This window comes from Edwardsiella piscicida (genome assembly GCF_001896205.1).
Classification (GTDB): domain Bacteria; phylum Pseudomonadota; class Gammaproteobacteria; order Enterobacterales; family Enterobacteriaceae; genus Edwardsiella; species Edwardsiella piscicida.
This window is the reverse complement of record NZ_MPNU01000001.1, coordinates 95,347-115,022: the sequence shown is the minus strand read 5'-3', so window position 1 is coordinate 115,022 and position 19,676 is coordinate 95,347. Positions and strand designations below refer to the sequence as shown.

20 protein-coding genes and 1 riboswitch are annotated in these 19,676 nt (G+C 58.6%); of the genes, 7 read left to right on the top strand and 13 right to left on the bottom strand.

What is annotated here, in order from left to right; translation table 11 throughout:
- Positions 1–13: 13 nt before the first annotated feature.
- The 4 genes from BRD58_RS00535 to BRD58_RS00520 all read right to left on the bottom strand — a co-directional run bounded on the left by BRD58_RS00535 (position 14) and on the right by BRD58_RS00520 (position 2,580).
- Entirely contained in the window at positions 14–673 is a 660-nt protein-coding gene (locus BRD58_RS00535; RefSeq protein WP_012846900.1) for an OmpA family lipoprotein, read from the bottom strand.
- Positions 674–821: 148 nt separating this feature from the next.
- The gene (locus BRD58_RS00530) at positions 822–1,367 is read right to left on the bottom strand and encodes a TMEM165/GDT1 family protein (RefSeq protein WP_225857420.1); all 546 of its coding nucleotides are present in this window, start codon (positions 1,365–1,367) and stop codon (positions 822–824) included.
- 91 nt (positions 1,368–1,458) lie between these two features.
- Positions 1,459–1,562, bottom strand: a riboswitch (yybP-ykoY riboswitch).
- Entirely contained in the window at positions 1,542–2,021 is a 480-nt protein-coding gene (locus BRD58_RS00525; RefSeq protein WP_073381369.1) for an N-acetyltransferase, read from the bottom strand. (Overlaps the previous riboswitch by 21 nt.)
- Positions 1,981–2,580 carry a DNA-3-methyladenine glycosylase I gene (locus BRD58_RS00520; protein WP_012846897.1) on the bottom strand — a complete coding sequence of 200 codons (600 nt, stop codon included), beginning with the start codon at positions 2,578–2,580 and terminating at the stop codon, positions 1,981–1,983. The genes BRD58_RS00525 and BRD58_RS00520 overlap by 41 nt, the downstream gene beginning before the upstream one ends.
- Positions 2,581–2,793: 213 nt before the next feature.
- On the opposite strand from BRD58_RS00520, the gene glyQ reads away from it, so the two are divergent.
- The 3 genes from glyQ (at position 2,794) to BRD58_RS00505 (ending at position 6,633) form a co-directional block, all read left to right on the top strand.
- Entirely contained in the window at positions 2,794–3,702 is a 909-nt protein-coding gene (gene glyQ / locus BRD58_RS00515) for a glycine--tRNA ligase subunit alpha (protein WP_012846896.1), read from the top strand.
- Between the two features lie 9 nt (positions 3,703–3,711).
- Positions 3,712–5,781, top strand: coding sequence for a glycine--tRNA ligase subunit beta (gene glyS / locus BRD58_RS00510; protein ID WP_073381367.1), 2,070 nt, complete (start codon positions 3,712–3,714; stop codon positions 5,779–5,781).
- 132 nt (positions 5,782–5,913) lie between these two features.
- Positions 5,914–6,633 carry a DUF3053 domain-containing protein gene (locus tag BRD58_RS00505; protein WP_012846894.1) on the top strand — a complete coding sequence of 240 codons (720 nt, stop codon included), beginning with the start codon at positions 5,914–5,916 and terminating at the stop codon, positions 6,631–6,633.
- A gap of 71 nt (positions 6,634–6,704) precedes the next feature.
- Here BRD58_RS00505 and BRD58_RS00500 read toward each other — a convergent pair whose 3' ends face one another.
- The 3 genes from BRD58_RS00500 to ibpA all read right to left on the bottom strand — a co-directional run bounded on the left by BRD58_RS00500 (position 6,705) and on the right by ibpA (position 9,153).
- The gene (locus BRD58_RS00500; protein WP_012846893.1) at positions 6,705–7,964 is read right to left on the bottom strand and encodes a valine--pyruvate transaminase; all 1,260 of its coding nucleotides are present in this window, start codon (positions 7,962–7,964) and stop codon (positions 6,705–6,707) included.
- Between the two features lie 195 nt (positions 7,965–8,159).
- A complete protein-coding gene (gene ibpB, locus BRD58_RS00495) occupies positions 8,160–8,624 on the bottom strand; it encodes a small heat shock chaperone IbpB (RefSeq protein WP_012846892.1) in 465 nt (154 codons plus the stop codon).
- A gap of 115 nt (positions 8,625–8,739) precedes the next feature.
- A complete protein-coding gene (gene ibpA / locus BRD58_RS00490) occupies positions 8,740–9,153 on the bottom strand; it encodes a small heat shock chaperone IbpA (protein ID WP_015460648.1) in 414 nt (137 codons plus the stop codon).
- 275 nt (positions 9,154–9,428) lie between these two features.
- On the opposite strand from ibpA, the gene BRD58_RS00485 reads away from it, so the two are divergent.
- The gene (locus tag BRD58_RS00485; protein ID WP_015460647.1) at positions 9,429–9,779 is read left to right on the top strand and encodes a YceK/YidQ family lipoprotein; all 351 of its coding nucleotides are present in this window, start codon (positions 9,429–9,431) and stop codon (positions 9,777–9,779) included.
- A 6-nt stretch (positions 9,780–9,785) separates the two neighbouring features.
- Here the strand turns inward: BRD58_RS00485 and BRD58_RS00480 are convergent, their stop codons facing one another.
- The 6 genes from BRD58_RS00480 to dnaA all read right to left on the bottom strand — a co-directional run bounded on the left by BRD58_RS00480 (position 9,786) and on the right by dnaA (position 18,214).
- Complete coding sequence (locus BRD58_RS00480) at positions 9,786–11,084, bottom strand: DUF3748 domain-containing protein (protein WP_012846889.1); 1,299 nt, start codon at positions 11,082–11,084, stop codon at positions 9,786–9,788.
- An 85-nt stretch (positions 11,085–11,169) separates the two neighbouring features.
- Entirely contained in the window at positions 11,170–11,988 is an 819-nt protein-coding gene (yidA, locus tag BRD58_RS00475) for a sugar-phosphatase (protein WP_015460645.1), read from the bottom strand.
- 98 nt (positions 11,989–12,086) lie between these two features.
- Positions 12,087–14,501, bottom strand: coding sequence for a DNA topoisomerase (ATP-hydrolyzing) subunit B (gene gyrB, locus BRD58_RS00470; RefSeq protein ID WP_012846887.1), 2,415 nt, complete (start codon positions 14,499–14,501; stop codon positions 12,087–12,089).
- Between the two features lie 43 nt (positions 14,502–14,544).
- Positions 14,545–15,621 (bottom strand): DNA replication/repair protein RecF, encoded by a 1,077-nt coding sequence (recF, locus tag BRD58_RS00465; protein WP_015460643.1) that lies wholly within the window; start codon positions 15,619–15,621, stop codon positions 14,545–14,547.
- A gap of 76 nt (positions 15,622–15,697) precedes the next feature.
- Complete coding sequence (gene dnaN, locus BRD58_RS00460; protein ID WP_012846885.1) at positions 15,698–16,798, bottom strand: DNA polymerase III subunit beta; 1,101 nt, start codon at positions 16,796–16,798, stop codon at positions 15,698–15,700.
- A 24-nt stretch (positions 16,799–16,822) separates the two neighbouring features.
- The gene (dnaA, locus tag BRD58_RS00455) at positions 16,823–18,214 is read right to left on the bottom strand and encodes a chromosomal replication initiator protein DnaA (protein WP_109579898.1); all 1,392 of its coding nucleotides are present in this window, start codon (positions 18,212–18,214) and stop codon (positions 16,823–16,825) included.
- A 725-nt stretch (positions 18,215–18,939) separates the two neighbouring features.
- Here dnaA and rpmH point away from each other — a divergent pair.
- The 3 genes from rpmH to yidD are packed head-to-tail and all read left to right on the top strand — an operon-like array spanning position 18,940 to position 19,675.
- Positions 18,940–19,080, top strand: coding sequence for a 50S ribosomal protein L34 (gene rpmH / locus BRD58_RS00450; RefSeq protein WP_015462599.1), 141 nt, complete (start codon positions 18,940–18,942; stop codon positions 19,078–19,080).
- Positions 19,081–19,097: 17 nt separating this feature from the next.
- Positions 19,098–19,457, top strand: a complete 360-nt coding sequence (gene rnpA / locus BRD58_RS00445) for a ribonuclease P protein component (protein ID WP_015462598.1) — start codon at positions 19,098–19,100, stop codon at positions 19,455–19,457.
- Complete coding sequence (yidD, locus tag BRD58_RS00440) at positions 19,421–19,675, top strand: membrane protein insertion efficiency factor YidD (RefSeq protein ID WP_015462597.1); 255 nt, start codon at positions 19,421–19,423, stop codon at positions 19,673–19,675. The genes rnpA and yidD overlap by 37 nt, the downstream gene beginning before the upstream one ends.
- The last annotated feature ends 1 nt before the right edge of the window (position 19,676 follow it).

The window sequence follows — 19,676 nt, the reverse complement described above, 5'->3', positions numbered from 1 at the left end:
ATGGCTTAGCCCCTTACAGCGGGCTAAGCGTGATTTCCACGCGGCGGTTTTGTGCTTTCCCCGCGGCAGTGCTGTTCGTTGCAATCGGGTTCGCCGGCCCCATGCCGATGGTGCGAATGCGTCCCGCGGACACGCCCTGAACGATCAGCGCGCTGGCAACGCTGTCGGCGCGCTGCTGTGACAGGCGCATGTTCAGATCGCGGCTACCGGTGCTATCGGTATAGCCCACGACGTTAACCGCCGTTTTCTGGTACTCCTTCAGCACCATCGCCACCCCGGTCAGTGTATTGGCACCGGCCGGCTTCAGATTGCTGCTATTCGAATCAAAGGTCACGTTATTCGGCATATTCAGGACAATGTTATCGCCCTGACGGGTGACGCTCACCCCGGTACCGCGCATCTTGTCGCGCAGCTTCGCCTCTTGCACATCCATGTAATAACCGATGCCGCCGCCCAGCGCCGCACCCGCCGCCGCGCCGATCAGCGCCCCCTTACCACGATCGCTCTTAGAAGAGGAGAGTGCACCCACGCCGGCGCCCAGCAGGGCACCCAAGCCGGCGCCGACGCCGGACTTCCCAGCCTGAGACTCACCGGTATAGGGATTGGTGGTACATCCGGAAAGGATCAGCGCCGCACTGATCAGGCCTGCGATGCAAAAACGGCTTTTTTTCATGAATAAACCTCAATGTCGATAAATGTCCCCGCTCCCGGGGACGTCAAGATAGCGTGATGCGCGATGCGCGGCACCTGCCGCGGTCGCGCTGCCCCCGTCTGACCGGCTCGGTGGGCATTGGTTCAGTATGAGTGGAGCAAAAATCACGTCACAGGATAAGGGTAACAACTCCTAAAATCGCAAACAGCAGAGAAGAAAGTCGCCTTCCCCAGCCGCTCTTCAGGTAGGGCTGCAGCCGAGCACCGAACCACAGCATCGGCGCATTGGCCAGCACCATCCCCAGCGTCGACCCCAGGACGACCCAGGTAATATGCTGATAGTGCGCGCCCAGCAGGACGGTCGCAATCTGGGTCTTATCGCCAATCTCAGCCAGAAAGAACACCACCAGCGACGTCCAGAAGGGATGCCCCCCGCGGATCTCACCGTCATCTTTATCGGGAAACAGTACCCACACGGCCATGGCCAAGAAGCCCGCCGCCACCATCCAGCGCATAATCTGCGGACTGAGAAACTGCGTGACCAGCTCCCCTATCAGGGCAGCAAAGTAGTGGTTAACCAGCGTTGCCAGAATAATTGCCAACAGGATCAGGAAAGGCTTACCAAAGCGCGCTACCAGCAGCAGCGTCAAAAGCTGAGTTTTATCGCCGATTTCAGCCAGGGCGACGGAGCTCATCGAAGTAAGAATAATGGACACAGCGGAACATATACCGGGGTGAGTCTCATAGACACATGGCGCGACCAGGCCCTCACCCCGGAGTGCGCCTTGGCCGGCCACAGGTCTCGTCAACCCATCTCGTGACGGGCGCTGACGCCATGGTGATAACACCAAGTTTGTTGACGTCAGCGTCGGCGCTGGCGCACCGACAGACTACTCCCCCATGACGGAAGAGCGCGCAGTGTAATCAAGACGCTCGCTTTTCTCAAGCACCGCCCTACGCTGCCACAGCAGCGTGGCCACCGCCTGACCGGTCTGCGCCTGGATCTGTCTGTCGATGCAGTGAAACCCCTGGCGGCGGTAAAAAGCCTGCGCCCGCAGGTTGGCACAGTATGCCTCTAACAGCAGCCAGGGATGGTGGCGTTTAGCGTGGCGCATCAGGCGCTGTGCCACGAACAGCGCACCGAGCAGATGGCCAGGCAATATGCAGATAAAGCCGCCGATCCGTCCACGGTCGGTCGCCAGCCACGTCTGCCCCTCCGGCAGATAGGCATCGCGCACCCACGGCAGGCTGGCGCGCCAGTAGCCGGGCGGTATCGCCGGGTGAGCCTGGATCGTCAGCTTCAGCCACAGCGCCAGCAGCGCCGACGTATCAGCGGGCCTGGCCGGACGCAGATACAGGGGACGCATCATGGTACAGACAGCAGCCGGGCATATGGTCATTCACCATCCCACAGGCCTGCATGAAGGCGTAGCAGATCGTGGTGCCGACAAAGGTAAAACCGCGCTGCTTCAGCGCGCGGGCCAGGGCATCAGAAACCGACGTGTGCGTCAGCGCCTGCCATCCGCCCTCCGGCGGCGCCAGCGGTGCCCCGCCGACGAACGACCAGATAAAGGCCGAAAACGCCTCGCCGCGCTGCGCCATCGCCAGCAGGGCCCGGGCATTGGTGACGATCGCCTCCAGCTTGCGCCGGTTGCGGATCAGCCCCTGGTCCAACAGCAGGTCAGCGATATCCTCTGCCGTCATCGCCGCCACCTTGGCGGGATCAAAGCCATGGAAAGCCTGCCGGTAACGTTGACGCTTTTTCAGCACCGTCAGCCAGGAGAGCCCGGCCTGCTGTCCTTCCAGACACAGCAGTTCGAACAACGCCTGCCCGTCATACAGCGGCCTACCCCACTCATGATCGTGATAGGCGATATACAGAGGATCGGCCGAAACCCAGGCACAGCGCGGCGGCGCGTGGTCGTCCATACGTTCTCCCGATAACAGTCTTCAGCGCATCATACCCTGCCAGAGCGTCAGCGCCCGGCGTTGATGCGATATTTTGCACGTAAAATCCGCAATAGCGGCGCCTGCGGGCTAAAAAAGCGCGCCTTGTCGCACTATTGCTGTATATCTTACGCTCAGGCGGTATACTGATCCTTTCTGTTTCAATCCACTTGAACGCGTGCGAACACATCCAACATGCAAAAGTTTGATATCAAGACCTTTCAGGGGCTGATCCTGACTCTGCAGGACTATTGGGCGCGCCAGGGCTGCACCATCGTCCAACCGCTGGACATGGAAGTCGGCGCCGGCACTTCCCATCCGATGACCTGCCTGCGAGCGCTGGGCCCAGAGCCGATGGCGACCGCCTATGTACAACCGTCCCGCCGTCCGACCGATGGCCGCTACGGCGAGAACCCGAACCGACTGCAGCATTACTACCAGTTTCAGGTCGTGATCAAGCCGTCACCGGACAACATTCAGGAACTGTACCTGGGCTCACTCAAAGCGCTGGGACTGGATCCCACCGTGCATGATATCCGCTTTGTTGAGGATAACTGGGAAAACCCGACCCTGGGTGCCTGGGGCCTTGGCTGGGAAGTCTGGCTCAACGGTATGGAAGTCACCCAGTTCACCTACTTCCAGCAGGTGGGTGGCCTGGAGTGTAAGCCGGTTACCGGTGAAATCACCTACGGCTTAGAGCGTCTGGCCATGTATATCCAGGGCGTCGATAGCGTCTACGACCTGGTATGGAGCGATGGCCCGCTGGGTAAAACCACCTACGGCGACGTGTTCCACCAGAACGAAGTGGAGCAGTCCACCTATAACTTCGAATACGCTGACGTCGATTTCCTGTTCGCCTGCTTTGAACAGTACGAAAAAGAAGCCCGCATGCTGCTGGAGCTGGAGCACCCGCTGCCGCTGCCGGCCTATGAGCGCATTCTGAAGGCTGCCCATAGCTTCAACCTGCTGGATGCCCGCAAAGCGATCTCCGTGACCGAGCGCCAGCGCTACATCCTGCGCATCCGTACCCTGACCAAAATGGTCGCCGAAGCCTACTACGCCTCCCGCGAGGCGCTGGGCTTCCCGATGTGTAAAAAAGATTAAGAGGCAGCCATGACGCAACAGACTTTCCTGGTTGAAATCGGCACGGAAGAGCTGCCGCCGAAAGCACTTCGCTCCCTGGCGCAGGCCTTTGCCGACAACTTCCGCACAGAACTGGATAATGCCGGTCTGGCGCACGGCGATATCGAATGGTTCGCCGCACCGCGCCGCCTGGCGCTGAAAGTCGCCGCCCTGAACGCGGCGCAGCCCGATCGCGAGATCGAGAAACGGGGTCCGGCCATCGCCCAGGCGTTCGACGCCGACGGTAAGCCGACCAAGGCGGCCGAGGGCTGGGCCCGCGGCTGTGGCATCAGCGTCGATCAGGCCGAGCGCCTGAGCACCGACAAAGGCGAGTGGCTGCTGTACCGCGCGCTGCAGAAAGGGCAACGTGCCCAGGATCTGCTGCCGACGCTGGTCGCCAACGCCCTGTCACGCCTGCCTATCCCCAAGCTGATGCGCTGGGGCGACAGCGATACGCAGTTTGTCCGCCCGGTACATACCGTCACCCTGCTGCTGGGCAGCGAAAGCATTCCGGCGACGATCCTTGGGGTGCCGTCCGATCGCGTCATCCGCGGCCACCGCTTTATGGGCGAAGCCGAGTTCACCATCGACAGCGCCGATCAGTATCCGCAGATCCTGCTGGAGCGTGGCAAGGTTATCGCTGACTATGACGCCCGCAAGGCGCTGATCAAGCGCGATGCCGAAGCCGCTGCGGCCCGCATCGGCGGCGTAGCCGATCTGAGCGACAGCCTGCTGGAAGAGGTCACCTCTCTGGTCGAATGGCCGGTCGTACTGACCGCCAAGTTCGAAGAGAAATTCCTCGCTGTTCCGGCAGAGGCGCTGGTATACACCATGAAAGGTGACCAGAAATACTTCCCGGTTTACGATGCCGCGGGCAAGCTGCTGCCAAACTTCATCTTTGTCGCCAATATTGACTCCAAAGATGCCCAGCAGATCATCTCTGGCAACGAGAAGGTCGTGCGTCCGCGTCTGGCCGACGCCGAGTTCTTCTTCAAAACCGACCGTAAGCAGCGTCTTGAGGACAATCTGCCGCGTCTGGAGACCGTGCTGTTCCAGCAGCAGCTGGGCAGCCTGCGTGATAAGACCGATCGCATCACCGCGCTGGCCGGCTGGATTGCCCAGCAGATCGGCGCCGATGTCAATATGGCAACCCGCGCGGGCCTGCTCTCCAAGTGTGACCTGATGACCAACATGGTGTTTGAGTTCACCGACACCCAGGGGGTCATGGGGATGCACTATGCTCGCCACGACGGCGAGGCCGACGAGGTCGCCGTCGCCCTGAACGAACAGTATATGCCGCGCTTTGCCGGCGATGCGCTGCCCACCTCTCTGGTCGCCTGCGCTGTCGCCATTGCCGATAAAATGGATACCCTGGCGGGGATCTTCGGCATCGGCCAGCATCCGAAGGGCGATAAAGATCCGTTTGCGCTGCGCCGCGCCGCACTGGGCGTACTGCGTATCGTCGTAGAGAAAAAGCTGCCGCTGGATCTGCTGACCCTGACGCAGGAAGCCGTGCGCCTGTACGGTGACAAGCTGAGCAACGCCAACGTCGTCGATGACGTCGTGGAGTTTATGCTGGGCCGCTTCCGCGCGTGGTATCAAGAAGAGGGCCATGCCGTTGACACCATTCAGGCGGTGCTGGCGCGCCGTCCGACCCGTCCGGCCGACTTCGACGCCCGCGTACGCGCCGTCAGCCACTTCCGTACGCTGCCGGAGACCGCTACGCTGGCCGCCGCGAACAAGCGCGTCTCCAATATCCTGACCAAATCAGGCGATGTCCTGGCTGAACAGGTTCAGGCCGTCCTGCTGAAAGAGCCGGCGGAAATCCGCCTGGCGGCCAACCTGATCACGCTGCAGGAGAAGCTGGCGCCGCTGTTCGCCGACGGCCGCTATCAGGAAGCGCTGGTTGAGCTGGCTACCCTGCGTCAGCCAGTCGATGACTTCTTCGAGCAGGTTATGGTCATGGCCGACGATGAGCAGGTCCGCATCAACCGCCTGACGCTGCTGAACAAGCTGCGCGATCTGTTCCTGCAGGTCGCCGACATCTCCGTTCTGCAGTAGGTTAGCAGAGCAGGCTATCGAACCCGCCGTTAGGCGGGTTTTTTACTTTATGGCTGTTATCCCGCATTTTACGGGGTACACTAGATTGACAGATTTCGTACCATTCTTGCGCGGTTTACAGGAGTCACTCACATGACCTTCGCAGTAAAAACATGGGCACAGCGCCTGCTGATGCCCGTTATGGCACTCTTTTTAGTCATGCAGCTGAGTGGCTGCGGCGATAGCGATAAAGAGCAGCAAAAAGCCTTTATCGACTATCTACAGAATACGGTAATGCGCGGCAGCGTTACGATCCCCACCCTGAGCGAGGCCCAAAAACAGCAGCTGGGGCACTATGCCGGCGACTATGCTGTCCTGGTCACCTTTTCTCAGAACTTTAACCGCGCCATGGAAGCCAGCATGACGCCGCTGTTCAGTACCCTGCAGCAGATCCGTACCCCGCAGGAGTATCTGACCCAGCGCGATCGTCTGCAGCAGGAGCTTGGCGCGCTGAACATGCTGGGCCAGCAGATCCAGAGTGCCAAGGCTCAGGCCGACGGTGCCTATGCCACGCTGAAGCAGCCTGAAGAGGTCAAAGCCGTCTTCGATAAAGCCTTCACCAAGATTGTCACCGGCCCCAGCAACGCCGTTATGCCGATGATCCCGCAGGCGGCAGACGTCGCCCAAACGCTGGTACAGGTCGGTGATTTCCTACAAAATCTGGGACCGCAGGCGCGCTTCGATAATCAGGGCGTACAGCTGCAAACTCAGGCTCAGGTCGATCAGTACAACCAGCTGATGCGCGATCTGTCCGCCAAATACCAGACGCTGATGGCGGCAAAGCAGCAAAATGCCGGGCTGCTGCAGAACTAAACGGCCTGTCTCAAGACAATAAAAAACCCGGCGCCGATGCCGGGTTTTTTATTGTGACGGCGAATGCCTCGCTAGGCGGCGCCCGCTTCGCGGTAGGCGCGCTCAACCTCTTCTGCCAGGATCTGCACCCCGCGCTCAATCAACGTCGGATCGGGCACATAGTTCATGCGCATACACTGCCGGGTATGCGGCCACGCCTGCGCTAGCCCGGGGAAGAAATAGTCGCCGGGAACCATCAGTACGCCGCGCTGTTTCAGCCGCTGATACAGCTCCTCGCTGCCAATCGGCAGATCCTTAAACCATAGCCAAAGAAAAATCGCCCCCTCAGGCCGGTGGATCAGACAGCGCTCCTCCGGCAGATAGCGGCGAATAATCGCCAGCGTCTGGTCAACGCGCTGCTGATAGAACGGGCGAATCACCTCACGGCTCAGCCGCAGCAGATCGCCACGCTCGATCATGCGCAGCGCCAGCGCGGGACCCATGCTGCCCGGAGAGAGACTGATGACGCCGTTCATATTGCTCAGCGCCTGAATGGTTCGTTCGTCAGCCACCACGATCCCGCAGCGTACGCCCGGCAACCCTAGCTTCGACAAACTCATGCACAGGATCGTATTCGGGTTCCACAGCGGCGTCGCCTCGGTAAAGATGATGCCGGGAAAGGGTACCCCGTAGGCGTTGTCGATCAGCAGCGGGACGCGATGCTGCCGCGCCAGCGCGTCTAGGCGGGTAAGCTCTTCATCCGTCAGCACGTTTCCGGTTGGGTTGGTTGGCCGCGATACGCAGATCAGGCCAATGTCATCCTCAATCTTCAGGCGATCGAAGTCGATATGGTACTTGAACTGCCCCTGCGGCAGCAGGGCAATGCTGGGCTTAAGCGCCACAAACAGATCATCCTCCAGGCCGGCGTCGGCATAGCCGATATACTCCGGCGCCAGCGGAAACAGGACCCGCCGCCGAGTGCCATCGCTGCACCGTCCCGCAAACAGGTTAAAAAGGTAGAAAAACGCGCTCTGACTGCCGTTAGTCAGCGCAATATTTTGTGGCCCAATCGGCCAGCCATACTGTTCTGACAGCAGTCTGGCCAACGCCTCCAGCAGCGTATCCTTACCCTGTGGCCCATCATAGTTACACAGCGCTTCGCCCAGCGTCCCCTCCTCCAGCAGCTCACCGCATAGGGAGGTAAAATACGCATCCATCTGCGCAATCCGCGCCGGGTTACCGCCGCCCAGCATAACGGCGCCTGGCGTGCGCAGACCATTATTGAGATCGTCCATCAGACGGGTGATTGCGGAGTAACGGGTAAATCTCTCGCCAAAAGCAGAAAACGTCATAGCGGACCACGCGGACGGTTAGGAATAAAAAAAACCACCTTACCCGCAGTGAGCCGATGCGACAAGTCAGCCGCGTAGCCCCTTTATTTTGATTATTCTGTAAAAATTAAAAATTACAGAATAAAAAAAGGCGCAGCCGCGGCTGCGCCAAATCGAGAGGGTTTATACCCGCGGAGGGTATGGTCGATCTGATTATTACTGTTGGGTGTTCGGTTCATCCCGGCACTCAAGCGCCGCGGGATCGCGCTGCGCGGCGCCGATGATAATGCGCTGCGGCTGGAGCGCCTCCGGTACGTGACGCACCAGATCGATATTCAATAGACCGTTTTCAAAGGCGGCGCCCTCTACCGTCAGGTGTTCTGCCAGGGTAAAGCTCAATTCAAAGGCCTTACACACCAGCCCCTGATGCAGGTACTCCACCGGCTTTTCCGGTTTGACCGGGTTGCCGCGCACCGTCAGGCGCGGGCCTTCAACCTCAATATCCAGCTCACTCTGGCGAAATCCCGCCAGCGCGAGAGAGATGCGGTAGTGGTTATCGTCACTCTTTTCAATGTTATAGGGTGGAAATCCCTGCGGCTCCAGCGAGGTCTGCATGGCATTAGCCAGCTTGTCAAAACCAATCCACTGACGCATTAACGGTGAAAGATCATAATTACGCATGTTCCTATACTCCTTCTACGAAGCGAGATGTTAATAATGCTCAGGTGGAACTATTTCCACCTGCATTGCCCCCAAAGGCAGGCAAAAGTAGCGTTAGTTAACCAGCCAACTTCCGTTATTTTATGGCAATCTTACGTGCCTGCTGCGACTCGGGAATAATCCGCTCCAAATCGATAAATAATAGTCCATTCTCCAGCCGTGCGCCTTTTATATGAATATGTTCAGCCAGCTGAAATTTACGTTCAAAATTACGTTCAGCGATCCCCTGATACAAATAGGTTCGCTGCTTGTCGCTCGCCTGATGAGAGCCTTTAACCATCAGTGAGTTAGCGTGAGACGTTATCTCAAGCTCCGCCTCATCAAAGCCAGCGACGGCAATAGAAATACGGTAGTGATTATCATCTACCAGTTCAACATTATACGGAGGATACCCTCCATTGGTATTATTCTGCCCCGACTCAATAAGATTGAATAAACGATCAAATCCGATGGCGGAGCGGTACAACGGTGCCAAATCAAAATTACGCATAGCGACAGCCTCCTAAACAATGCAGCGAGGATGAAATAATCTTCCCAATGGACAGATTGATTAAATGAATACCCTATCGGCGTATCCATCATTGCTCTGATAATAAGATGGCGACGATCCTGACGTTTTCAAGCGGTATCGTCTAAATTTTATGATACAGCACACATTGACAAAATTTGGCTGAAAAACAAACACGGCGTCAATATTCCAGTATATGCTAAGCAACGTTGCCGGAAAGAGACGGCGGCAGATTGGAATCAGCCCAGGATGACACTATGACTACACCCTTCGTGCGCCATACCACGCTCCTGTTTGCCGGGGGTATGCTGTTACTCAGTAGCGGATGCTCCAGCGTCATGACGCGCGTCGGCCCTCATCAGGGCTACTACGCGGGCACCAAAAACGATCTGCAGATGATCGGCAGCGAGGAAAGCGGCTGGGCCATGCGCCCGCTGTTAGCCCTGGATCTACCGCTGTCGGCGGTCGCCGATACGCTGCTACTGCCCTATGACTACTACCGCGCCGACGACGATCCGGCCACGGCGTCGCCGCGCGCCCGCGTGCAGCGTGCCGAACAGGCCAGCGCAGCCAGCGGTATGGCGCCGCCGGCTGCGCTAGAGAACTGACCGCAGCTACTCGTCATCCGTGGTCAGGCGGGCGACGAAAATTTGCGCCCAGCCGTTGACCTCTCGCATATAGGCTACCCAGCGGCCATCCGGCGACGGTATGACGGCATCAGCGCAGGGGGGCTGCGCCGTACGCTCGGTGATCCGGGTGACCGCTCCGCTGGCCACATCGCAGCGCACCACGCTGTTATCCATCACCATCAGCACCGAGCGCCCGTCCGGATGCCAGTTAAAGGCGGACTGTACGTCATATCCTCCGTGAGTCACCTGACGTAGCTCACCGCCGTTAGGCGATACGCGCCACAGCTGTACCACACCATTGTCGTCCCGCATCAGAAACGCGAGACTCCCACCGTCCGGCGCGCTGCGAACCCAGTGCCGCGGGAGCGTCGCTAGGCCGGGATAGCGCCGGGAATGGGTAAACGTCAATCGCCGCTGCGATACGCCGGCCGGCGGCGCCGGCAGGGTGCTCCCGGTCCCCTGCAGCGGGGAGACGCCAGCCTGGCGATAGGCACTATCCTCTTCAGGCAGGTCGACGATAAACAGCTCCGGCACACGCTGGCCATCCTCAGACAGCGTATCGCCGATAAATGCCAGCGCCCAGCGCTGACGCAGGCCGTCGGGCTTCAGGTATCCCCGATGACCGACCCAACCCTCCTCATAGGCCCGGGTGATATCATCGCTGCCGGGACGCGGCGCTGGCGTCGTGTGGGTTACCAGTACGCAGAAATGGCTGCCGTCATACTCACGCGGATGCGACTTGGCGGAGCGTACCGACGCTCCCGACAGCGCGACCCCCACGTTGCGCTGATCGCGCTCAGGACAGTCCTCGTGCATCACATGATCGTTATAGGTAAAGCTCAGGCGCGACGCATCGGGGCTAAAAACGTGTACGTGGGAACCGCCGCGCAGGGCGCCGGGAGTATAGGGGGGCGTGATATCCAGCGCGTCCAGCGTCTCTGCGACGTCGGGATGCTCAGCGCTGACGATCACCCCGCGCCGATGGTGAAAATCGTACTGCCAGAGCGCGTCTGGATGCTCCGGCCCGTGAATAAAGACATAGCGCTCCGGCGACGTTGGCGCCACCGTTACCACGCCAACGCAGGCGCCGTCGACGGCGCGGTAGAGGCACTGCGTCTGACCATCGGGCACGCTGACCCGCTCAATGGTCTCGCCGCTAAATGTCGAACCACGCGGACGCACGTCATAGGCTATCCAGCGGCTGTCGGGTGTCCAGACATGGGTATTGGTCAACTGATGCCCGCGGGCATCATCGGTAAGCTGTAACTCTGACGGATGGCGCATAATTAGCCCCCTGGCGGCCTGTTTTTACCAGCATAAACCAGGCCCGCCGGAGAGACTATCCATAAACGGCATTTTACACAGCGGCTTACGCCGCATTGAGAACCCAGCGCTGGATAGCCTGCGCCACGCCATCTTCGCGGTTACTGGCCGTCACATACTGCGCTGCGGCCAGAATGGCCGGCTCGGCGTTGCCCATCGCCACCCCCAGACCGGCGTAGTCAATCATCGCCAGATCGTTACCGTGGTCGCCAATACACATCACATGCTGACGGTCGATACCCAGATGCTCGGCCAAACGCGCGATCCCTTTCCCTTTGTCCACGTCGCGATGCAGGATCTCGAGGAAGAACGGGCTGCTGCGCAGCAGGGTATAGCGTTGATACGCCTGCGCGGGAATGCGCGCGATCGCCGCTTCCAGCACCTCAGGGTGATCGATCATCATCACCTTGGGGAAACGCAGGGAGGGATCCATCTGCTCTACCGGGCAAAAATACAGCGGAATGCCGGTAATAAAGGATTCATGCACCGTGTACTTACTGATATCCCTATTGGCAGTAAACAGACGCTCAGCGTCCAGCGCATGAAAATGGCAGTCTACCTCACGCGCCAGCGCCTCCAGATAACGGTAGTCGCCATAGTCCAACGCGGTCTCAAATAGGGTCTCTCCGCTATCGGCATGGACAATCAGCCCCCCGTTATTGCACAGGCAATACTCCCCGGCAACATCCAGCGCCAGCTCGCGCAGGTAAGGGCGCACCCCGATCAGCGGGCGGCCGGTAGCCAGCACCACCTTAACTCCCCGTCGACGCGCATCAGCGATAGCGGCTTTCACCGCCGGTGTAATTTCCCGCGCCTCGTTCAGCAGCGTTCCATCCAAATCGATAGCGATCAGTTTAATTGGCATGATTGGCTCCCTTATTCAATACACGCTGGTCAGTGCAGATTAATCCACAGCAAAAAGGGACGTTTCCGTCCCTTTTAAACCACTTATATCCGGCGCAATTAAAAGTCCAGATTGGACGCTTTAAGCGCGTTCTCTTCAATAAAGGCCCGGCGCGGCTCTACCGCATCCCCCATCAGGGTGGTGAACAGCTGATCGGCCGCCACCGCATCCTTGATGGTCACGCGCAGCATACGGCGCCCTTCCGGATCCATGGTGGTTTCCCACAGCTGCTCCGGGTTCATTTCACCCAGCCCTTTGTAGCGCTGAATGGCCAGGCCACGACGCGACTCCTTCACCAGCCAGTCCAACGCCTGCTCAAAGCTGGCCACCGGCTGACGACGTTCGCCACGCTCCACGAAAGCGCTCTCTTCCAGCAGGTCACGCAGCTTTTCGCCCAGCGCGCAGATGCGGCGATATTCGGCGCCGTGAACAAAGTCAAAGTCAAACGCGTAGTCGGTATCCACGCCGTGGGTACGCACGCGCACCAGCGGCTCAAACATCTGACGCTCGCGATTCTCCAGAACGCGGGCGCTATAGACGCTACCGTGCTGCTCTTTCTCGTTCAGCGTTGCCACCAGCGAGTTAATCCACTGCTCAACCTGCGCCTGGTTCCCCAGATCGGCTTCGCTAAGGGTCGGCTGATAGATAAGCTGATTCAGCACCGCCTTGGGATAGCGACGCTCCATGCGACCGATCAGCTTCTGCACCTGGTAATGCTCCGCCACCAGTTTTTCCAGCGGCTCACCGGCCAGCGCGGGCGCGGCAGCGTTGATATGCAGGGCGGCGCCGTCCAGCGCGATGGACATCTGATACTGATCCATCGCCTCATCGTCTTTAATGTACTGCTCCTGCTTGCCTTTTTTCACCTTGTACAGCGGCGGCTGAGCAATATATACATGGCCGCGCTCGATAATTTCCGGCATCTGACGATAGAAGAAGGTCAACAGCAGCGTACGGATGTGCGAGCCGTCGACGTCGGCATCGGTCATGATGATAATGCTGTGGTAGCGCAGCTTATCCGGGTTGTACTCATCCCGGCCAATGCCGCAGCCCAGCGCGGTGATCAGGGTCGCGACCTCCTGCGAGGAGAGCATCTTGTCGAAGCGCGCCTTCTCGACGTTGAGGATTTTCCCCTTCAGCGGCAGGATGGCCTGATTCTTACGGTTACGTCCCTGCTTGGCAGAGCCGCCCGCGGAGTCCCCTTCCACTAAGTAAAGCTCTGAGTGGGCGGGGTCGCGCTCCTGGCAGTCCGCCAGCTTGCCCGGCAGGCCGGCCAGATCCAGCGCGCCCTTGCGGCGGGTCATCTCACGGGCCTTACGCGCGGCTTCACGTGCGCGGGCCGCGTCGATGATTTTGCCGACGACGATTTTGGCATCGCTGGGGTTTTCCAGCAGGTATTCAGCCAGACGCTCGTTCATCAGCGACTCAACGGCGGATTTCACCTCCGAAGAGACCAGCTTATCCTTGGTCTGAGAGGAGAACTTGGGATCCGGCACCTTCACGGACACCACGGCAATCAGCCCCTCACGCGCGTCGTCACCGGTAGCGGAGATTTTGCTCTTCTTGGTATAGCCTTCGTTTTCCATGTAGCTGTTCAGCGTACGGGTCATCGCCGCACGGAAACCGGCCAGATGGGTCCCGCCGTCGCGCTGCGGGATGTTATTGGTAAAGCAGTAGATATTCTCCTGGAAGCCATCGTTCCACTGCAGCGCCACTTCTACGCCGATATCATCCTTCATGGTCGAAAAGTAAAACACGTTCGGATGGATTGGCGTTTTGTTCTTGTTCAGATACTCGACAAACGCCTTGATCCCACCCTCATAGTGGAAATGATCTTCGCGATCGTTGCGTTTATCGCGCAGGCGGATGGAGACGCCGGAGTTCAGGAAAGAGAGTTCGCGCAGGCGCTTAGCCAGAATGTCATACTGGAATTCGACCACATTGCTGAAGGTCTCCATGCTCGGCCAGAAACGCACGCGAGTACCGGTCTGCTCGGTGTCGCCAACCACTTTCAGCGGCGCCGCCGGCACACCGTGTCGGTAGATTTGCTCATGGACATGGCCGTCGCGACGGATCACCAGCTCCAGCTTTTCAGACAGGGCGTTCACCACGGAAACCCCCACGCCGTGCAGGCCGCCGGAGACCTTATAAGAGTTATCGTCAAACTTACCGCCGGCGTGCAGCACGGTCATGATGACCTCGGCGGCAGAGACGCCCTCCTCCGGGTGAATGCCGGTTGGGATGCCGCGGCCGTCATCCTGTACGGAGACGGAGTTGTCACTGTGAATGGTGACGATGATATCTTTGCAATAACCAGCGAGCGCTTCGTCAATCGCGTTATCCACCACCTCAAACACCATGTGGTGCAGACCCGTACCATCATCGGTATCCCCGATGTACATGCCCGGGCGCTTACGAACGGCATCCAGCCCTTTTAATACCTTGATACTTGAGGAGTCATACGTATTTGACATCAGCCTTTCTCGCTCATTGGATAACTATCGTAATAAATCGAATCTAAACGGCTATTTTACCCTGTTCCACGCGGAACATCTTGCCCTTTTCATCAACCATGTCGCCGACCTGATCGGCGTTGACTGCGCTGACAAACACCTGTGCGCCGGTGGCTTTCAGCCGTTCGGCAAGCAAACGGCGCCGCCCGGCATCCAGCTCAGAGGCGAAGTCATCGATCAGATACAGACACTGACGGCCGCTGTGGCGCGTCAGGTATTCTCCCTGTGCGAGGCGCAGCGCGCACATCAACAGTTTTAGCTGCCCGCGCGACAGCAAATCCTCAACCGGCGTACCGTCGGCGCGGATGCGGAAGTCCGCCTTGTGCGGCCCCTGCGCGGTATAGGTCAGCGCCCGATCGCGCTCAAAGTGACGCTCCAGCAGCGCGGCATAGTCGCTTTCGCGATCCCAGCCGCGCATAAACGAAAAGGATAGCGCATACTCCGGTAAAAACTGGCTGCAGGTCGCCGCAATGTCCTGTGCGATAGCCTCACTGTAGGCCGCCCGCAGCGCGCTGACCTGTTCGGCCAGCGGCACCAGCTCCTGATCCCAGGGCCGGATTTGGGCATAGCGCGTCACCTGACGCAGTGCGGCGTTGCGCTGCTTCAACACCCGCCGCAGATTGTTCCACGCGGTAAAAAAGCCCCGATCACCGTGAAAACAGCCCCAGTCTAGGAAGGCCCGACGGTATTTAGGTCCGCCGTTGAGCAGGGTGAACCCCTCGGGGGTGATCAGCTGCATCGGCAGCATCTGCGCCAGCTCAGCCACTTTATGGCCGTCGCTGCCGTCGATGCGAACCTTGCTGTCCCCCTGGCGATCCTTGCTCAGCCCGACCGCCAGCTCCCGCCCGCCGCCGTCATCAATACGACCATGCAGCACAAACGCGGCGCAGTCATGACGGATCACCCGCCCGGCCTGCAGGCTGCGAAACGCCCGCCCGTGCCCCAGCGTATAGATAGCCTCCAGCACGCTGGTCTTTCCACTGCCGTTGGCGCCGACCAGAAAATTAAATCCTGGGGCCAACGCGAGATCGGCGTCTTCGATGTTACGAAAATCACGGATCACGAGACGGGTCAATGCCATGCACACCGCCCTACCATGGCCACGGTAGATTCGGCGCGGCGCGCTGACTCACTACGTGAGCAAAGTGTCGCCATCGTTACAGACGCATCGGCATCACGACATACACCGCCGCCTGGCTGGCGGCATCTTCTATCTGTACGCTGGAAACCGCATCCGTCAGCATCATCACCACACGCTCACACTTCAGGGCGTTTAGCACATCCAGAACGTAGCTCACGTTAAAGCCGATCTCGAGATCGCTGCCCGGATAGTCCACGTCCAGCAGCTCCTCGGCCTCTTCCTGCTCCGGATTGTTGGCCGTGATCTTCAGCTGGTTATGGCTGACGTGCAGACGTACGCCGCGGAATTTCTCATTGGAGAGGATCGCCGCGCGGGCAAAGGCCTGCTTCAGCTCGTCACAGCCGGCCTCTAGGGCTTTATCCGGATTCTTCGGTAAGACGCGACGATAATCAGGGAAACGGCCATCGACCAGCTTGGAGGTAAAGATGAATCCCCCGACGTGAGCGCGCAGGTTATTGCTGCCAATCTGCAGACGCAGCGGCGTCTCGCCGCCGTCCAGCAGGCGCATCAGCTCAATAACGCCTTTACGCGGTACGATCACCGAATGGCTCGGCAGGCTCTGACCGATCGGCATTGAGCAGACCGCCAGGCGATGGCCGTCCGTCGCCACGGTACGTAGCTCTTCGCCCTCGGTTTCAAACAGCATGCCGTTCAGATAATAGCGGACATCCTGATGGGCCATGGAAAACTGCGTCGCCTCGATCAGGCGCTTCAGCGTCGCCTGCGGCAGGGTAAACTCCACCTCGCTCTGCCAGTCATCCAGGTTAGGAAAATCCGCGGCCGGTAGGGTAGACAGAGAAAAACGGCTGCGCCCGGAGCGGACCAGCATGCGATCGCCGTCCAGCGCCACCGAAATTTCGGCGCCGTCCGGCAGACCGCGGCAAATATCCAGAAACTTACGCGCCGGGACCGTCGTCGCTCCCGCTTCATGGGGCTGTACCAGGGGCACCCTGGCCACCATCTCCATCTCGAGATCGGTGCCGGTCAGCGACAGATGGCCATCTTCCACCTGCAGCAACAGGTTACCCAGAATCGGCAACGTAGGGCGCCCGCCCAGCGGGCTGCTCACCTGTTGCAACGGCTTGATAAGATGCTCACGCTCAACAATAAATTTCATATCGCTACGATGACTATTAGGTAATTAGGATGACAACGTTCTGATTAGATTAGAAAAATCTTCTTTGATGTCGTGACTTTCTTCGCGCAGCTGCTCAATCTTGCGGCAGGCGTGCAGCACCGTGGTATGGTCCCGCCCACCAAAGGCATCGCCGATCTCCGGCAGGCTGTGGTTAGTCAGCTCCTTGGCCAACGCCATCGCCATCTGGCGCGGGCGGGCAACGGAGCGGGAACGGCGCTTGGACAGCAGGTCGGCCACTTTAATCTTGTAGTACTCCGCCACCGTCTTCTGAATGTTGTCGATGGTGACCAGCTTCTCCTGCAGCGCCAGTAAGTCACGCAGCGCTTCGCGGACAAAATCAATGGTGATCGCCCGCCCGGTGAAGTTGGCATTGGCGATCACCCGGTTCAGCGCCCCCTCCAGCTCGCGGACGTTCGAGCGCAGGCGCTTGGCAATGAAGAAAGCCACCTCGCCCGGCAGGCGAATGTCATTTTCATCGGCTTTCTTCATCAGAATAGCGACGCGCGTCTCCAGCTCCGGCGGCTCGATGGCCACCGTCAGTCCCCAGCCGAAGCGCGACTTCAGGCGATCTTCTACTCCGTTAATCTCTTTAGGATAACGGTCGGAGGTCAGGATGATTTGCTGATTGCCTTCCAGCAGCGCATTGAAGGTGTGGAAAAACTCCTCCTGTGAGCGCTCCTTATTGGCAAAAAACTGAATATCGTCGATCAGCAGCGCATCGACAGAGCGGTAGTAGCGCTTGAACTCTTCGATAGCGTTATTCTGCAGCGCTTTGACCATATCCTGAACAAAGCGCTCTGAATGCATGTACACCACCTTGGCGTTCGGCTTACGCGCCATGATGCCATTGCCGACCGCATGCAGCAGGTGCGTTTTACCCAGGCCGGTACCGCCGTATAGAAACAGGGGGTTATAAGCGCCACCCGGATTATCCGCCACCTGACGCGCCGCCGCGCGCGCCAGCTGGTTAGACTTACCCTCAACAAAGTTATCGAAGGTGTGCTTAGGATTCACGTTGGAGCGATAGGAGAGCTCCGGCTGGGCGGTAACCCGCTCCCAGCTCGGGCGCGCCGGACTGCTGGTTCGCACGGCGGCCGGCGCCACGCTCACGCCGCTGCTGGCGGCGCTGCTGACCGCAGCCGGGGCGACCGGCTTACTGCCCACCTCAAAACGCAGCACCGGCGCATCGGAACCGCAAAAATCATTAAGTAACCCATTAATATTATTTAAATATTTATCACGAACCCAATCAAGAACAAAGCGGTTGGGCGCATACAGCGCCAGCGTGTTGTCACTGAGCTCCGCCTGAAGAGGACGGATCCACATGCTGAATTCTGTGGCAGGTAACTCATCCTGCAATCGGGCAAGACACTGCTGCCAAAGCGAAAGTGACACGGCGGACTCCACTCGAACAAAGATAAATAAGAAATGATTAGGGTACTTAGGGTTTTTCATTTACCGGAAATGCAGCCGGTAGCCCGCGGCGCGCAATGCGGCCGGATCCCAACGGGGCGGCGGGATCATAAACAGGTTACCCACAACTTGACCACTTCCTGGTCACCGCTTGCGCGGCATACTCGCACAACCGCCCCTCACAAGAAAGGGATCGCGATCGGGATGGCGGATCATAGCCTAAACCGCACAGAAGATCCTCTCCTTCTGCACAGAATCGATCCTTTTTATCCACAGACCAACCGGCCCCCTGTATGGATTATCCCTTTTCCTATGCAATATAGCGTTAACGGCAGCACAAAGCGGAGACTTTCAGAAAAACCGTTGATCAATGCCGCACCGATCCCAAGATCGTCAGAAGGATCACACTAAGATCCTTGCGCTTTGGTAGGGAGTCCGTATAATTTGCCACCCACGCGTTACGCCTGCGTTCTGTTGCCGGAAACGCAGTACCCCAACCCTCCGGAAGGTTAGGTGTGACGGTGACAGCGGGTTTACCCGTGTGAGCCCAGGTGAGCTGCTTGGCATAAGTCAATTGACTCAGGACTGTACAATTATTACAATCCTGCCTCTTTAATATATGCGATTGAGGCGTCGGTCGTTCTCACGTCGAGTAGCCAAACGCGTTTACTGATCAGTAATTATTTAAAGTTTAGGTAGAAATCGCTATGAAACGCACTTTCCAACCGTCCGTATTGAAACGCAACCGTACCCACGGTTTCCGTGCTCGTATGGCAAACAAAAATGGCCGTCAGGTTCTTGCCCGTCGCCGCGCTAAAGGCCGCGCTCGTCTGACCGTAGCCGGTTAATTTAGCTGACCAGATTAGTGGTTAAGCTAAGTTTCCCTAGGGAGTTACGTTTGTTAACTCCCAATCACTTCAATTTCGTCTTCCAGCAACCGCAACGAGCCGGTACGCCCCAACTTACCATTCTCGGCCGTATGAACTCGCTGGGGTATCCCCGCATCGGTCTTACAGTCGCCAAAAAGCATGTCAAACGCGCTCACGAGCGTAATCGTATCAAGCGTCTGACACGCGAAAGTTTCCGTCTGCGTCAGCATTCGCTGCCAGCCATGGACTTTGTGGTAATCGTCAAAAAGGGTGTTCAGGAACTCGATAATCGGGCGCTGACAGAGATGTTGGAAAAATTATGGCGTCGCCATTGTCGCCAGGCTCGCGTCTCCTGATTGCGCTGATACGTGGTTATCAGCGCTTTATCAGTCCGCTGCTTGGGCCGCACTGTCGCTTCCATCCTACCTGCTCACAGTACGGAATTGAGGCCTTGCGCAGGTTTGGAGTGGTAAAAGGCAGTTGGTTGACACTGAAACGCGTATTAAAATGCCACCCTTTGAACCCGGGTGGCGATGATCCCGTGCCGCCAAAGACCAATAACAGAGAACATTAAG